The 13943-nt window shown below is 65.1% G+C and carries 7 protein-coding genes, 1 tRNA gene and 2 pseudogenes; 5 read left to right on the top strand and 5 right to left on the bottom strand.

Going from position 1 to position 13943, the window contains the following annotated elements:
• On the top strand, positions 1-4491 hold a 4491-nt coding region (locus KRR26_RS35445), incomplete at its 5' end, for an amino acid adenylation domain-containing protein (protein ID WP_217082049.1).
• A gap of 90 nt (positions 4492-4581) precedes the next feature.
• Here KRR26_RS35445 and KRR26_RS35440 read toward each other — a convergent pair.
• The 4 genes from KRR26_RS35440 to KRR26_RS35425 form a co-directional block, all read right to left on the bottom strand.
• Positions 4582-4944 (bottom strand): GFA family protein, encoded by a 363-nt coding sequence (locus tag KRR26_RS35440; RefSeq protein ID WP_120210966.1) that lies wholly within the window; start codon positions 4942-4944, stop codon positions 4582-4584.
• 81 nt (positions 4945-5025) lie between these two features.
• Complete coding sequence (gene wzy / locus KRR26_RS35435; RefSeq protein WP_120210933.1) at positions 5026-6591, bottom strand: exopolysaccharide repeat unit polymerase; 1566 nt, start codon at positions 6589-6591, stop codon at positions 5026-5028.
• An 89-nt stretch (positions 6592-6680) separates the two neighbouring features.
• Positions 6681-6766 (bottom strand) — tRNA-Leu (locus KRR26_RS35430).
• 190 nt (positions 6767-6956) lie between these two features.
• Positions 6957-8000, bottom strand: a complete 1044-nt coding sequence (locus KRR26_RS35425; protein ID WP_217082048.1) for a hypothetical protein — start codon at positions 7998-8000, stop codon at positions 6957-6959.
• A gap of 1226 nt (positions 8001-9226) precedes the next feature.
• Here KRR26_RS35425 and ffh point away from each other — a divergent pair.
• The 3 genes and pseudogenes from ffh to KRR26_RS35410 all read left to right on the top strand — a co-directional run.
• Entirely contained in the window at positions 9227-10870 is a 1644-nt protein-coding gene (gene ffh, locus KRR26_RS35420) for a signal recognition particle protein (protein WP_217082047.1), read from the top strand.
• A 264-nt stretch (positions 10871-11134) separates the two neighbouring features.
• On the top strand, positions 11135-12514 hold the full coding sequence (locus tag KRR26_RS35415; RefSeq protein WP_217082046.1) for an Ig-like domain-containing protein: 1380 nt from the start codon (positions 11135-11137) through the stop codon (positions 12512-12514).
• A gap of 65 nt (positions 12515-12579) precedes the next feature.
• Positions 12580-13380 (top strand): annotated as a pseudogene (locus tag KRR26_RS35410) (ISNCY family transposase); the annotation flags it as partial.
• Between the two features lie 33 nt (positions 13381-13413).
• Here KRR26_RS35410 and KRR26_RS35405 read toward each other — a convergent pair.
• Positions 13414-13662, bottom strand: a pseudogene (locus KRR26_RS35405) (integrase core domain-containing protein); the annotation flags it as partial.
• A 58-nt stretch (positions 13663-13720) separates the two neighbouring features.
• On the opposite strand from KRR26_RS35405, the gene KRR26_RS35400 reads away from it, so the two are divergent.
• A partial coding sequence (locus KRR26_RS35400; protein WP_217082044.1) for a transposase occupies positions 13721-13943 on the top strand: 223 nt, incomplete at its 3' end.

Below are 13943 nucleotides of genomic sequence, written 5' to 3'. Positions count from 1 at the left end.
GAGGCCGCACTGCGCGCCTCTCCCTCCGTCAAGGACACCGTCGTCGTCGTCCGCGAGGACATCCCAGGTGACAAGCGCCTCGTCGCCTACCTCACCTCAAAGGACTCCTCTGGCCTCTCCGCCGACGTCCTCCGCGCTCACCTCAAGCAGCGTCTCCCCGAGTACATGGTGCCCTCCTCCTTCGTCGTCCTGGAGGCCCTCCCCCTCAACTCCAACGGCAAGGTCGACCGCAAGTCCCTCCCCGCTCCCGAGGCTCCCTCCTCCGCCTCCTCCTTCGTCGCTCCTCGCACCCCCGTCGAGGAGACTCTCGCCAACCTCTTCGCCTCCGTCCTCCATCTCGACCGCGTCGGCATCCACGACGACTTCTTCGCCCTCGGTGGCCACTCCCTCCTCGCCACCCAGGTCGTCTCTCGCATCCGCTCCGACCTCCGCGTCGAACTCCCCCTCCGCGCTCTCTTCGAGGCCCCCACCGTCGCAGCACTCGCCCTCCGCATCGACTCGTTGCCGGGCGCGCGTGTGCATGTGCTCGAACCGACGTCGCGAGAGTCGAAGCTCGCGCTCTCGTTCGCGCAGCAGCGTCTCTGGCTCATCGATCAGCTCCAGCCAGGAAGCGCGTCCTACAACCTGTCGATCGCTCTGCGCCTGCACGGCAGCGTGAACGTCGAGGCCCTGCGGCACACCTTCGAGGCCCTCACCGAGCGCCACGAGTCCCTGCGCACCACCTTCGCCGAGCATCACGGCGAGCCGGTCCAGCACATCCATCCGCCCAGCCGCTGGGTCCTGCCCATCACCAACCTCTCCGCCCTGCCCGATCCCGAGCGCGAGGCAGAAGCGCGGCGACTCGCCGAGAACGAGGCATGGCAGCCCTTCAACCTCGCGAAGGGACCGCTGCTGCGCACCGCGCTGCTGCGCCTGGGCGAGGAGCACCACGTGCTCCTCCTGACGATGCACCACATCGTCTCGGATGGCTGGTCCATGGGCATCCTGGTGCGGGAGATCGCGGCCCTGTACGCCGCGCTCAACACCGGCACCACGCCGAACCTCCCGCCCCTGCCCGTGCAGTACGCGGACTTCGCGACCCGTCAGCGCCAGTGGCTGCAAGGCGAGGCGCTGGAAGCGCAACTCGGTTACTGGAAGGACCAGCTCGCCGGAGCCCCGTCCGTCCTGGAACTGCCGACGGATCGCCCGCGCCCCGCGGTGCAGTCGCAGCGCGGCGCACGCGTCACGCTCTACCTCGGCACCGCGCTCTCGGACGCGCTCAAGGCCCTCGCGCAGCGCGAGGGTGTCACGCCGTTCATGCTCTTGCTCGCGGCCTTCCAGACCCTGCTCGCGCGCTACACCGCCCAGGACGACATCTCGGTCGGCTCCCCTATCGCCGGCCGCACGCAGGCGGAGACCGAGGGCCTCATCGGCTTCTTCATCAACACACTCGTCCTGCGCGCGCGCATGACGCCGGACCTCACGTTCAAGGAACTGCTCGCCCAGGTGCGCGCCACGACGCTCTCCGCCTACGAGCACCAGCACGTCCCGTTCGAGAAGCTCGTCGAGGTCCTCCAGCCCGCGCGCGACCTGAGCCGCAGCCCGCTCTTCCAGGTCATGTTCGCACTCCAGAACGCGCCCATCGAAGCGCTCCGCGTCCCGGGCCTCTCGTTCCAGACCATCGAGCTGGGAGCCGAGTCCCACTTCGCGAAGTTCGACCTCTCGCTGGTCCTCCAGGAATCGGCCAAGGGCTTCGCCGGCACGCTCGACTACAGCACCGACCTCTTCGACGAGGCCACCGTCCAGGGCCTCGTGCGGCACCTGACCGTGCTGCTCGAGGGCATCACCGCGCGGCCCGAGGCTCGCCTCTCCAGCCTCCCGTTGCTCACGGCCGACGAGCGCCACCAGCTCATCGTCACGTGGAACGACACCCGCGCGGACTTCCCGTCCGAGGCCAGCATCCAGCAGCTCATCACGGAGCAGGCCCGCCGCGCCCCTGAGTCACTCGCCCTCGCCTACGAGCAGGATACGGTGACGTATGCGCAGCTCGATGCGCGCGCCAACCAACTGGCGCACTACCTGCGGACGCTCGGCGTGGGTCCGGAGGTGCGGGTCGCGCTGTGCCTGGAGCGCTCGCCCGATCTCATTGTCGGAATGCTGGGCATCCTCAAGGCAGGAGGCGCCTTCGTGCCGCTGGATCCCGCCTATCCGCTCGAGCGCCTGGATTACATGCGCCGAGACAGTGGGGCCCCGCTGCTGCTCACCCAGGGCACACTGGTCCAAGGGCTGCGTGACGCCGAGGGACTCACGGTGGTCCAGCTCGACGACATCCGAGCCCACGTCGCCACCCTCCCGACCACCGCGCCCGAGACAGGCCTGTCGCCGCTCAACCTGGCCTACGTCATCTACACGTCGGGCAGCACGGGCCAGCCCAAGGGCACGCTGCTGCACCACCGCGGCCTCGTGAACACGTCGCAGCAGACGCAGCGCATGCACGGACACGCGCCCGGTAGTCGCGTGCTCCAGTACGCGGCGGCCAGCTTCGACGCGAGCATCTTCGAGGTCTTCGGCGTGCTCGTCGCGGGCGCCACGCTGGTGCTCGCGCCGCGCGAGCGCCTGCTGCCCGACGAGCCCTTGCGCAAGCTCCTGGTGGAGCAGCGCATCACCGCCGTCACGCTCACGCCCACCGTCCTGGGCCAGCTCGGCACCGAGGGCCTCGAGGGCCTCACGGCCCTGGCCTCGGGAGGCGAGGCGCTCAACCTGGAGCTGGCGCGCCGCTGGAAGCCGGGCCGCACGCTCATCAACGCGTACGGGCCCACCGAGAACACGGTGGCCACCACGTTCTCCTACGTGGACGACAACGCCACGCGGCTGACCATCGGCAAGCCGTGGGCGAACGTGCAGACCTACGTCCTCGACGCGAGCCTCGGCCCGGTGCCGGTGGGCGTCGCGGGCGAGCTGTATGTCGCGGGCGTGGGCCTGGCGCGCGGCTACCTCGGGCGGCCGGCCCTCACGGCGGCGAGCTTCATCCCCAACCCGTTCAGCGCCGAGCCTGGAGCGCGCATGTACCGCACCGGCGACCGGGTCCGCTGGCTCGCCAATGGAGAGCTGGAGTACCTCGGCCGCATCGACTTCCAGGTGAAGCTGCGCGGCTTCCGCATTGAGCTGGGGGAGATTGAGTCCGCGCTCCGCAAGCACGCCGCGGTGAAGGACGCGGTCGTCATCGCGAGGGAGGACGGCGGCGACAAGCGCCTCGTCGCCTACGTCGTCCTCCAGCCCGAGCACACCGTGGAGACCAGCGACCTCAAGGCGCACCTGCGCGAGGCCCTGCCCGAGCACATGGTCCCTGGCGCGCTGATGCTCCTCGACGCGCTGCCCATGAACGCCAGCGGCAAGGTGGACCGCAAGGCCCTGCCCGAGCCCACCGCCGCGGCGCTGTCCACGCGCAACCACGTGGCGCCACGCGACGAGCTGGAGATGCAGCTGGCACGCGTGTGGGAAGAGATGCTCGGCATCCGGCCGGTCGGCGTGCGCACCAGCTTCTTCGAGCTGGGTGGGCACTCCCTGCTCGCGGTGCGGATGGTGGCGGCACTGCGCGAGCGCATCGGCCGGACGCTGCCCCTGGCCGCGCTCTTCCAGCAGCCCACCATCGAGCAGCTCGCACGCATCCTGCGCGAGGAGGCCCCGGCGTGGACGCCGCTCGTCACCCTGGAGCGAGGCGAGCCGGGCCAGCGCCCCCTCTTCCTCGTCCACCCGGTGGGCGGCAACGTCCTGCCCTACGGCGAGCTGGCGCGGAAGCTCGGCCCGGGCTTCCCGGTGTACGGACTCCAGGCACGCGGCTTGGAGGGCCAGCCCACCACGGAAACCATCGAGGAGATGGCGGAGCTCTACATCGAGGCCATCCGGGGCGCGCAGCCCCACGGCCCCTATCGACTGGGCGGCTGGTCTCTGGGCGGCGTCGTCGCCTACGAGATGGCGCGCCGGCTCCAGGCGCTGGGCGAGACGGTGGAGCTGTTGGCCATGATGGACTCGCACGTGCCCGCGCTGGCCAAGGCCTCGGAGGCCGCCGCGTCACTCGCGCCGGACGTCCTGGTACGGCTCTCGTTCGCGCACACCGCCGCCAACGCGTTCGGAGGTGAGCTGCCCGTGTCGGATGAGGCGCTCGAGCGGATGGACGACGACGCGATGCTCGCGCAGCTCCTCCAGGCGGGCCTCGCGGCGCACATCCTCGATGCGAGGACGGGCCCCGCGCAGCTCCGCGCGCTGTTCACTGTCTACCGCGCGAACATGCTCGCGATGGACCACTACGCGCCCCAGGCCTACGCGGGCCGCGTGTTGCTGCTCAGCGCGAAGCAGGAAGAGAACAGCACGGTGCCGCGTCATCGCGGCTGGGCGGAGTTGGTGACCGGCCTGGAGGTGGTGAGCGTGGCGGGCCCGCACGCGCAACTGATGCAGGAGCCGCACGTGGACGAGGTCGCGGCTCGACTGCGAGAAGCACTGGGAGCCGCATAGCGCGTCGCTCCCTCGGCCCCGGGCGACCGGGGCGGGTGCGCACGAAGCCCAGGAGGCAGCCCCTCCGAGCCCGTGCGCACCCAGGCGGGGTTAGAGGCTCTTGCCGTCGAACGGCACGACCTTCAACGTGGAGACATCCACGTTGTCGAGGCAGCGGACGTTGATGGCATACATCTCCTGCCCATCCGGCCCCTTGCCCTGCCCGAACGGGCGCACGCCACAGGTCGAACAGAACAGGTGGTGGATGTTCTTCTTGCCAAACTGGTAGTCCGTCAGGCGCTCGCGGCCGGCGTGCAGATTGAACTGCGAGGCGGGAACGAAGCCCAACATGCCACCCGTCTTGCCACAGATGGAGCAGTTGCAGGCAATCATGGGCTGCGTGAGGTCCATCTTCACGTCAAAGCGGACCTGGCCACAGTGGCAGCCGCCCGCGACATTCTGGAGGTTGGTCATGCGCGCATCTTGCGGCAGGTCCTGCACCGCGCCTTGTAAAAACACGACGCGCCCTGTCCCGTCCGGCATTGCCAGGCTGCGTCAAGCCGCAGGGCGGACGTCCTCTTCGAGTGGCGCGGGGACCTGAACAGGGTGAAGGCCCAGCACGCGCTCACGCGCCGGCCACGGCCAGGCCCCGGTCACCATGGCCAGCTTGCCCGTCATCGCCACGCTCACCGACACGAGCATCGTGCAGATGTACGAGATGATGCCCATGTCACCGAACACCTGATTCAGGTACGAGGCCACCACGCCGATGATGACGAGCGCGGCGGCACGGTGCTCGGGCGCATGGCTGCGGTGGTAGGCGCGCGCGATGAGGTACACGGTCGCGACCAGGTACATCCAGATGCCAGTGAAGCCCAGGACGCCACCGAACGCGAGCAACCCCAGCAGCGAGTTGTGCGGGTGGTAGCGGAACTGGGGGAACACGAAGGCGATATCGGGCATCGGGTAGTCGAGCACGAACTCATGCCCGTAGCCGGTGCCGATGATGGGATGGCCACGCCAGGTCGCGATGAGGTTGAGGTTCTCGATGTCGCGATAGTCCAGCTCGCCCTCCGCGTGCTGGCCGTCCACGAGCGAGCGGACCGTCTGCACGGGCTTGAAGATGCCGCTGCTCGAGTTCCACCCCACGGCCATGTAGAGAACGCCCACGGGCATCATGAGCAGGGCCGCGCGCGTGACGAGCTTCTTCAGGGGCGTCCAAGGGTTGAACAGGTACGCGGCCGCGATGGAGCCCACCATGCTGACGTAGGCGAGCCGGCGGTCATTGAAGAACATCCCGATGAACACCAGCACGATGATGATGATGCCGCGCAACGCGTGAGCGAGCTTGGGGCGCTCGAGCCAGCGCGCGATGCACACCATGAGCGCGAAGATGAACGTCATCGAGTCCGAGTGGCACGTGGTGTACTCGACCTCCTTGCCCAGCGAAGGAATGACGACGAGCGCGAAGTAGGTGCTCACCGCAGACTTGGTGAGCGCACCCGCGATGACGGTCCGGGCCACCGCGGGCCAATCCTCGGGCCCGCGCAGGCTGTAGTGGAACATCATGACCATGAGCGGCATGCAGGCCGCTTGATGCCACTGCCACAGCGAGTTCTTCACATCGCCGCCATTGATGATGCCCCAGACCTCCATCCACAGGATGGTGATGGCGGACAGCGCCACGATGCCGATGAGCGGCTTGGGCAGGGGGACCACGGGCGGATCAATGGTGGAGCGAGTGGCGCGCCGGTAGATGCCCAGCCCGATCAACCCGATGATGAGGACATCCACGAGGGGGAAGCGCAGCGCGCCAATGCCCACGAGCTCGTGAAGCTGGGAGAACAGCAGTTGTCCCAGCGGGAAGAGCGGCGAGCGCCACAGCATCGACTGAGGGCGCTCGGGCGTGTAGTCCACCGCGAGCACGAGATAGAAGACCGTCAGCGCCTGGTAGCGCAGGGGAATCTTCAGCATCACCCACAGCACCGTGGCGGCCGCCACGGGGGCCATGGCGATGACCGGGTTGCCATCACTGACGGCGGCGCCCCCAATACAGGCCAGTCCCAGGACCGCGATCAGCGCGGCATAGCGCCAGTAGGAGGGACGAGGGATGGGGTGCATGGGGCGCGGGGAAGGCTATCTCCCACCAACTCCGCCCGGAAGCCAGGAGGCGAGCGAACGCCGCCCCTCTGTCCTGCCCCGAATGGAAGTGCACGAGCCGGGAATCGAACCCGGACGGCCCTTGCGGGCCAGCGGATTTTAAGTCCGCTGCGTCTGCCAGTTCCGCCACTCGTGCGTGGATGCGCCGTTGCCCGCATCGCGACCTGCCCACCCGCCTTGAGGCCGATGAAGGCACGGACGGAAGAACCGTCCGTGGACAGGCGCCGGAGGCAAGCTAGCCGCACCCGGTGGTCGCAGCAAGCAAGCGGAGAAGCAGGCCCGAAGGCCACCCGAGCGAGTGGCCCCGACCCACTACTCACCCTGGGTCAACAGGGCCCGACGCCGTAGGCGGACGTGTATGTGACGGTGAAGGAGGACGGGCTCATCACGCCGTCCTTGTCAAAGCACCGCACCTCAACCCACGTCTCGGTGGGGCCCGGTCCGGCGATCCACCGCACCACCTTGCAGTAGTTCGAGGTGGCGCCGTAGCCGGTCACCATGGACATCGAGTGGTTGAAGGCGCCGGACTTGCTGAAGCTCACGACGTAGTTGTCCTCGGGATGAGAGACGCTGGCCGTCCCCGGGGCGATGCAGATGACCTCATTCGCGAGCTTTTGATAGGCCGCAGGCGCGCTGGAGGGGCCGTTGATCCACGCATGGCCGCCGACGTGGTTGGGGAACAGGGCCTCGCGCTCGAACGAGAACGTGAACATGCTATCAACGGGGTTCCCCGCCGTGTCGTAGCAGCCCACGTACACCGTGGCGACGGCTCCGGCGCCCCAGCTGAGCACCTTGCAGTGCTGCGCTGTGGCGCCGCCATATGCAGTCACATGCACGCTCGCGTTCGAGAAGTTCATGCCGGGCAGGGTGACGGTGTAGCGCCCGGTCGCGGTCTGCGTGACGGAGTTGGCCACCCCCGTCGAGTTCCACTGGTAGTTTGTGGGAACGGAGATAGCCCCAGGAATGGTGGTCGCGGTCGCGGCACCGCTCCAGAGGTAAGCCCCCAAAGGATAGGTCTGGAACATCCCCGTCATGTCGAGGAAGGACACGATGAAGGCGCTCGCCGCAGGGTCGCCATTGGGAGCGTGACACCAGACGTAGATGGCGAGCGTGGTGCCCTCCGGGGTCCAATTGTTGACGCGACAGCGCTCAGGCGTCGGGCCATACGCGACGACCTGGACGTCACCGGCGGCACGCCCGAGGCCCGCCATACGGACCTTGTACCGCCCCGTGAACCCAGCCAGGGTCTCGTAGGTGATCGCACCGCCCGTGGAGTTGTAGAGGTAGTTCGGATTCACCTCCGGCTGATTGGGGTCGACATAGGCGAACCCCTCCCCCACCGTCGCGATCGCCGCCGTTTCGCTCGCCAAGCGAGTTGGCGAAGGTTCCACCGCGTCAGGCCCCGCACCACAAGCCACCAGCCCCCACGAGCACAGCACCGCGAGCACACACCGCAACTCAGTCGCCATCGGTCGACCCTTTCGTTCCGTTCGAATCACGAGGAAGAACGCCCCCCAGTCACACGGGCCCTCGCCATCAAGACGGCGACCATCGAAATTCTTGATTTTCAATAATTGCAGCAATTTCACGCGAACCAGACCAGCCCACGCCATCGACGAAAGCCTCCTGTCCACCGTGGCGAAAGCATCAAGGCGGCTGTGAGTCCGCCGCCGAGCCCCACTCACCGAAGGCCAAGAGACAGGACCACCAAGCCCCCGCCTTGATGACCGAGGCAAGGGAGGCGCCCAAAAGGCTGGCTGAAGGTGCCCCCCAAGCGCGGCCCCAGCACAAGCCCATCAGTGCAAGACCGCCCCTCACATCACAGCGGAGAAAAGAGCCGCACAGCGCCCCCCTCTCCTCACGTTCGGGCCCGGTTCAGGTCCATCGGAGCAGGCCCACCCCAAGTCCCCACAGCATCGGGACAGTGGGCGGAGACACGCACAGCGCGAAGCGCTCCTCGCAAGTCCGCTCCCAATCCGACTCCCAAGGACCAGGACGACCGACGAAACCAGCCGCAGGTCCGGCAGAGTAGACGCGCGCTCAACGAGCAGCACCGAATCCGTTCACGCGTATCCAGCACCAACCCCGATCCCGGGAAACACCCCCCTCGGACGCAGCGAACTGACGATGATGCCAATAGAGATGGGCACCAGGATGGCCCCCCATCCTCAAGTTCGCGTCCAAGTCGAGCCTTGAGGAGTGCCCCAGCGCACCTCACGGGAGCCAGCGGCAAAGGAGTCAGGCCGCAAGGAGGCGACCGTTAGCCACTGGGCCCAAATAAGGGGCGCCCGGAGCCAGGAGTGGAGCCAACGGGACGTCCGACTCGCAGCGCTCCCCAGAAGGAGTGGGGGCGCAGCCAGTACATGGCGGACGAGCGTTCGACAGGGCCGGTAAGACGATGGCTACGGATCAGCCATGAACTGCGAGGACAAGTCCCTGCAGCGAGCGCCCTTCGGGCAGCCTGGCGAGGAAGGCAGGATGCACTTGACAAGCGCCAGGCGCGGGGTGGCGCGAACGGGCCTATCTCTTCAGTCTCGGACGCAGGGGGTACGGACGGACGTCGCTTCTCGCCGCCCCCTGGTATAAAGCGCCCCCCATGCTCGAGACCGTCACCAAGGGCTTTCGCGCCGCAAAGAACCGCCTCGCCGGCAAGAGCGAGCTGACCCCGGAGCTGATCGACGAATCGCTCCGCGACATTCGAGTGTCCCTGCTCGAAGCGGACGTGGCATTCGATGTCGTCAAGAAGTTCGTTGCCCGCGTTCGAGAGAAGGCCGTGGGTGAGGTGGTTCAGACGACCGTGACCGACGCGAGTGGGCAGAAGCGTCGCGTCAGCGCGATGGACCACTTCATCAAGATTTGCCACGACGAGTTGGAGGCCCTGATGGGGCCGGTGGATACCAGCCTCCATCTGAAGCCGAAGGGGCAACTCTCGAGCATCATGATGGTGGGCCTCCAGGGCTCCGGAAAGACGACGACGACCGGCAAGATCGCCAACAAGCTGCTCCAAGAAGGCCGCAAGCCCCTGCTCGTGGCCGCGGATATCTACCGGCCAGCCGCCGTGGATCAGCTGAAGGTCCTGGGCGAGCGACTCAAGGTTCCGGTCTACTTCGAGCCGGGTGTCGCCCCGCCCGAGCTCGCCAAGCGAGGCGCTGCGGCCGCGCGCGAGCAGAAGTGCGACGTGGTCCTGGTCGACACGGCGGGACGACTCGCCATCGACGAGGCGCTGATGGCTGAACTCGAGGCCATCAAAGCGAACGTAAACCCCGACAACATCTTGCTCGTCTGTGACGCGATGATTGGTCAGGACGCGGTTCGCACGGCAGCAGAGTTCGATCGCCGTCTCGGACTGGATGGCTTCATTCTGACGAAGCTGGATGGTGATGCACGTGGTGGCGCGGCGCTCTCCATCAAGGAGGTCACGGGCAAGCCCATCAAGTTCCTCGGCATGGGCGAGTCGATGGACAAGCTTGAGGAGTTCCGCCCGGCTGGCCTTGCGGGTCGCATTCTCGGGTTCGGCGACATCGTCGGCCTGATGAAGGACTTCGAGAAGGTCGTCGACGAGAAGAAGGCCGAGGACGACGCGCGCAAGCTGCTGTCTGGCCAGTTCACGATGAAGGACTTTGTCGAGCAGATCCGAATGGTCCGGAAGATGGGGCCACTCAAGGACTTGCTGGAGAAGTTCCCACTGTTCGGCGACCTGACGGAGCACCTGAATCCTGACGAGAAGGAGCTGACGAAGATCGAGTCGATGTACGACTCGATGACGCAGAAGGAGCGTCTGCGTCCGGACCTCATCAACGCGAGCCGCGTCAGCCGCATCGCCAAGGGAAGCGGTCGCAAGCCCGAGGAGGTGCGAGAGCTGTTGAAGAAGTTCGGGATGATGCAGCAGGTGATGGGCACCATTGGCCAGAACCCGGGACTGCTGGGGCGCATCCCTGGATTCAAGCAGTTGGGGCAGCTCAGCCAGATGAAGAACATGGATCTGGGGAGCATGTTCGGCAAAGACGCGAAGATGATGGAGAAAGCCATGAGCGGCATGGGCGGAATGGGGATGCCCATGCAGTTGCCGCAGATGGCCCCGGGGTATACGCCCCCGCTCGGCCAGGCCGCGATGGCCAAGGCGCGCCTCATGGGCTACGCGCCGCCGTCCACAACAGGCAAGCCTGAGGATCGCGACGCCATCAAAGAGCGGCGCAAGCGCGAGAAGGAAAACAAGAAGAAGAACCGCAAGAAGAAGTAGCGACACATCACAGAACGTCTGCGGTTTTCGTGCCCGCGCTCCGAATCACCAGGGGTCGCGGGCACACGCATTCCAGGCGCCTGTGCCCCACCACAACATCCCTGACCTCGGACCCAAGTCCACGCCCTGAGACAGCACAAGGTCAGTAGCGGCGATCTGGAGCCCGACAAGTACCAAGCACATCACGGAGCGAAACGCGCCGAAAGCGCCTCTCCGCACGCTCAGCCTCCATCTGGAACAACTCTTGCGAACGAGCCCCAAACCATGATCCCACAGCACCGGCCCCTCGCCCTATTGCTGCTCTTCGGCACGCTCACCGCCTGCATGGAAATCCCAAAAATTGAGGCACCGCATCAACTTCTCCCGAGTGATGCGGGATATCAAGATAACGAAGGCAATCCGCAAGAAGAGCCGAGTGATCCCAGCAGCAAGACCGATGGCGGCGAGCAGGATCTCACTAGTCCACGCATTGAGAACACCAAACCAATTAACGCATCCACCGCAGTAGAAGCCACAACCGCAATCGAGTTGACTTTCTCGGAACCAATTAGCCAACAAACATTTCGAGTCGCAGTTTCACCACAAATTCCTCTCGCCACCCCATTATGGAGCGATCATGACACCAGGGTAACATTCCGCCCCACGCACGCGTTCCCTCTCGCGACAACATTCACCATCACAGTCCAAGCAACAGACCTAGCAGGCAACGCGCTCCCCCCCTTCCTTCTCTCATTCACAACCCAATCTGCCCCTCTTGAGACCAATCGCCCCAAGCTTCTCTCCTCAACACCAAGCGACGGCGCAAAAGGCGCCGCTATCAGTACCGCCATACGACTCACGTTCTCAGAACCCATGAACAAATCAAAAACAGAACGCGCATTTGCAGTTTCCGCCCCAACAACAGCAGGCGCAGGAACAATTTCATGGAACGAGACGGATCAAGTGATGATCTTCACCCCAGCAGCACCGCTCCCATTCGGCACACCCATAACCTGGACACTCGCAGCAACAGCAGAAGACCTTGCAGGGAATCAGCTAGCTGCGCCGTCAACACAGACATTCCAAACGATACAATCAGGAACAACCCACATAAGCATCGACTTCACCACCAGCGGCTCAATCGCTGCCCCCTCATACTTTCTACAAACCCATTACTACAACGAAGCCCTCGTCGGAAAAAGTTTCGACAACCAGTCTTATCGGCTTTTTCTTGGATTTAAACTGAACACCCTCCCCGCCACAACAACAAGAATCACACATTCTCAACTACTCTGGAAGCTAAGCACCATCACTGGAAACCCGTTCTCGAAGCTCGGAAATCTCTATCTTGAGCCGGTAGACATCGGTGAAGAGCTAGCTCTCTCCTTTGATGGCGAAAATCCGAAAACAGCGATTGACTACAACACATCATCTCTGAGTGGCCAGCTAATCATCCCTCCGACGAGCATCCCTCCACAGATATCTGTCCCAGTGACCAATTGGACAGCAGCCGACTGGAATAACCGCACAACGCGAAACAGCAGGACACAGTATCGCCTCCGCTTCGAAAATGAAGAATACGACAACACCATTGACGCATTGATCTCCGACGCAGAGTCGAGCCCTGGTCTTGCCGAGCTAGTAGTCACATACGAATATCAATAAACAAAAAACTACGCCGGCAAACATGGCCCGCGCCCCGGGTGTTTCCCCTCCGAGAGGGGGACACCATGGCACGGACGACGGCTCGCCCAGTCGCTACCCGCGAAGTGAGGCTCGACAGCGAGCGCAGGCGCTGCGAGGCATGTGGCAAGAGGACTCGGGCAGCTTGGCGCTCTCGTCGTTGCGTGACGACGCTCACCGGGTGCGTGGGGCTGTCCGTGCAAGTGCGGGTATGCCACCGGGAAGACTGCCTGCTGGAGGGCGTGGCGCTGAGAGCCGAAGGCGAGGGCCGCTGGGTACTGCCCGAGCACGAGTTCGGCCTGGACGTGCTGGCGTTCATCGGCGAGCAACGTTACCGGGAGCACCGCAGCGTGCCTGAAATCCACGCTCGGTTGCGACACAAGGGCATCGCCATTTCCGAGCGCACCTGTACCAATCTGCTCGACCGCTACGACGAACTCGTCAGCCTCAAGTTGCTCGACTCCGGGCGACTGCGAGAGGCACTCAAACGGCAAGGGAGAGCGGTGCTTGCCATTGACGGGCTCGCTCCGGATGTGGGCCACGAGGTGCTGTGGGTGGTGCGCGAATGCCTATCGGGGCAGGTGCTGCTGGCCCGCCCTCTGCTGTCTGGGAGTGAGCAGGAGTTCGTGCCACTCCTCAAAGAAGTGAAGCGCGCGTTGGGGCCACTGCCCACCGTCGGAGTGGTGTCCGATGGGCAGAGGAGCATCCGCAACGCCTTGGCCCATGCGCTGCCTCATGTGCCGCACCAACTCTGTCATTTCCACTACCTTCGTGAGGCGGCTCGGCCCCTCTACGAGGTCGACCGGCATGCAAAGAAGGAGTTGAAGAAGCGGGTACGCGAGGTGAGGAGTGAGCTTGCCCGGGTTCTGTGGACAGGTGGGTTAAGCAGCCAGCGGCACCTGTGAGGCGGTTTTCTCGAATTCGGCAGGACTGACGTAGCCGAGTGAGGAGTGCCGCCGCTTGCGGTTGTAGAACACCTCGATGAACTCGAACAAACCAGCCTTCGCCGCCTCGCGCGTCGAGAAGTCCGCTTCGTGCACCAGCTCTGTCTTCAGCGTGGAGAAGAAGCTCTCCACCACGGCGTTGTCCCAGCAGTTGCCCTTGCGGCTCATGCTGCACCGGATGCCGCGGGTGGTGTAGCCCCCATTTCAAACGGACAGGTCACTAACTCATAGGACCCGCCTAGGAATGGACGCGAAGACACACGAAGTAGAGGTCATCCAGCCAGTCCGAGCAGGACGTCGTCGACGCTTCAGTGCGGATGAGAAGCGCCGGTTTCTGGATGAGACGATGGTGCCCGGGCAGAGCGTTTCCTCGGTGGCTCGCCGGTACGGGCTGTCGGCGAGCATGTTGTTCCACTGGAGGAGGCTGGTAGAGGAAGGGACTATGTCCAGCCTAGGCACAGAAGAAT

Origin of the sequence: Citreicoccus inhibens (genome assembly GCF_019039035.1) — a bacterium.
Classification (GTDB): domain Bacteria; phylum Myxococcota; class Myxococcia; order Myxococcales; family Myxococcaceae; genus Citreicoccus; species Citreicoccus inhibens.
The sequence above is the reverse complement of the archived record's forward strand: the minus strand, read 5'-3'. Positions and strand labels throughout refer to the sequence as shown.

Excerpts from the sequence above, each read along its gene's own strand:
- KRR26_RS35440 (WP_120210966.1), bottom strand. The coding sequence starts at position 4,944 with ATGACCAACCTCCAGAATGTCGCGGGCGGCTGCCACTGTGGCCAGGTC.
- wzy (WP_120210933.1), bottom strand. The coding sequence starts at position 6,591 with ATGCACCCCATCCCTCGTCCCTCCTACTGGCGCTATGCCGCGCTGATC.
- ffh (WP_217082047.1), top strand. The coding sequence starts at position 9,227 with ATGCTCGAGACCGTCACCAAGGGCTTTCGCGCCGCAAAGAACCGCCTC.
- KRR26_RS35415 (WP_217082046.1), top strand. The coding sequence starts at position 11,135 with ATGATCCCACAGCACCGGCCCCTCGCCCTATTGCTGCTCTTCGGCACG.